This window comes from Mesorhizobium sp. M7A.F.Ca.CA.004.12.1.1 (genome assembly GCF_003997835.1).
Taxonomy (GTDB): Bacteria; Pseudomonadota; Alphaproteobacteria; order Rhizobiales; family Rhizobiaceae; genus Mesorhizobium.
The window spans coordinates 1-2,193 of the sequence record NZ_RZRK01000940.1 but is presented as its reverse complement, the minus strand read 5'-3'; the positions used below and the strand labels follow the sequence as shown (position 1 = coordinate 2,193).

2 protein-coding genes are annotated in these 2,193 nt (G+C 67.4%); both read right to left on the bottom strand.

What is annotated here, in order from left to right; translation table 11 throughout:
- Positions 1–736, bottom strand: a 736-nt coding sequence (locus EN984_RS32000) for a UvrD-helicase domain-containing protein (protein WP_164765802.1), incomplete at its 3' end; no start/stop codon positions are given.
- A partial coding sequence (gene addB / locus EN984_RS31995; protein ID WP_127384238.1) for a double-strand break repair protein AddB occupies positions 733–2,193 on the bottom strand: 1,461 nt, incomplete at its 5' end. The genes EN984_RS32000 and addB, both read right to left, overlap by 4 nt.

Here is a 2,193-nt window from a genome sequence, read left to right as displayed (position 1 = left end):
GCCATACCGAAGCGGCTATGCCCTCGGCCGTCTGGCCTGGATGGAAATGGAATTCCTCGAACAGGGCCTGGAAGCGCGTGCCATCACGCCCGACGGCGTCGATGAAATTGCGCAAGCCGTCGCGCTTGCGCACGATCTCACCCAGCAAGGCGTCGAGCCCGGCTTCGCCGCCCCGATCGAGAATGGCGGCAAAAGCCTCGGCCAGATCCCTGTCGCCGGCGGATGTGCCGGAGATCATCTCGCGGCGCGCCGCGGCGAACAGCGATGCCTCCATCTGGCCGTCGAGCATCTCGAAATGGGCCGGGATGTTGGCTTCCAGCGGGAACTGGTGCAGCACCGATTCGCAGAAGGCATGGATGGTCTGGATCTTCAACCCGCCGGGCGTTTCCAGTGCCTCGGCGAACAGGCGCCGCGCCCGGCGCATGGTCTCGAGATCCGGCCGGCGGCCTTCCAGAGCCTCGACCTTTGCCGCAAGGTCGGCGTCACCGAGCGTGGTCCATTCCGACAGTGTCGAGAAGACCCGGTTGGACATGTTGGCGGCAGCGGCGCGCGTATAGGTCAGGCACAGGATCTTCGAGGGATCGGTGCCGCGCAGCAGCAACCGGATGACGCGCTGGGCCAGCACATGGGTCTTGCCGGATCCGGCATTCGCCGACACCCAGGCGGAATTGCCGGGATCGGCGGCGCGGGCTTGGCTGGTCGCGGTGTCGCTGGGGATCGGATAGGCCTTTTTCATGCCTCCCCTGCCTCGTCGCCGGCATCGCCGCCTGCCGACCATTCGAGCACGCGGGCAAGATGGTCGTAGTCGCCATCGGTCTCGCCTTCGCGGAACGGCAGCGCGCGCGACAGATAACCCGTCGCAGGATCGGCATAGTGGATCAACAGCTTTTCCAGCCGCGCCCAGGCCTCTTCGGCAAGATCGGTCGCGGTCCGCGGCTGGCGATTGTGTTCGAGGATGGATTCCTCGAACACCTCGCCATTCGGCTTCAGCCTGATGAAGGCCAGTTGAGAGGGCTCGCGTACGCCCAGATCCTTGAAGGCGCCGCGCCTGAGCAGCGCGCCCTCCAACGCCAGTTGCGGCGCAAGCAGTGTGTGCGCCTGCGCCTTGGACGGCGAGGAACCGGTCTTGTAATCCAGTATGTCGGCCATGCCGCCGGCCAAAAGGTCAACGCGGTCGGCGTAGCCGGACAGCGTCACGCCGGATTGGCCGACAACGGTCTTGCCGGCGCGCTCCTCGGCATGGCGCTTTGTCACCGCATCGGCGCGCGTGCGCTCCCACCCGATGATGTTGGCGGCGAGTTTCTCGAAGCGCGGCCACCACACCGCCTCGACATCGGCCGGAAGTGCGGCCTCGGCAAAACAGGCGCGGCCGGCGGCGATAAGGCCGGCGAGCGCCTCGGGGGTGCGCGGATCGGCGACACTGCCTGAGAACAGATGCAGGATGGCGTGAAACAGCGTGCCGCGCTCGGCCGCACCGGGGTCGCGGATGACCTGATCGAGCGGCATCAGTCCAAGGATCCGTCTCGCATAGACAGCGTAGGGATCCCGGCGCAGGGTCTCGATCTCGGTGACCGAGAAATGCGTCGGGCGCACCGACAGGGGCGGCTTCGGCTGCGGCCGTGGCGCGAAATCCCGCCTTGGGCCTGTATCCAGCGCGCGCGCCCAGGCGAGCAGTTCGTCGCCACGCCGGCGCAGCTCCGCTGCCTGATTGTTGCCGATAAAGGTCAGCAGCCGCTGAAGCCAGCGCGACGGCACGGCGGGTGCGTCGCCGGCGCGCGCCGAGCGGGACAGCACCACTTTCCCAGCGCCCATGGCCATCTGGAAATCATGCGCGGCAAGGCCGATGCGCCGCTCGGGCGGTTCGAGGTCGATACCGGTCTTCATCAGCCGCGACATGAAGCGGTCGCTCTCGGGCTTGCGCGGCCATACGCCCTCATTGAGCCCGCCGATGACCAGCGTATCGACGGTCAGCAATCGGGCTTCCAGCGCACCCCAGATGGCGATGTTCCGGTCGGTGCCCTGTGCCGGCTTGACCGATTCAGGCGCGATCAGCGCCGCCATGATATCGGGCCACTCGGTCGCCGCGAAGGACAGTGACGCCGAAGCCGCGACCCGCCCGCGCAGCAGTTCGGCAAGCTTTTCGCCGGCGTCACCGGCATAGAGTTGGCCAAGACCACAGTCGGCGGGGCGGCC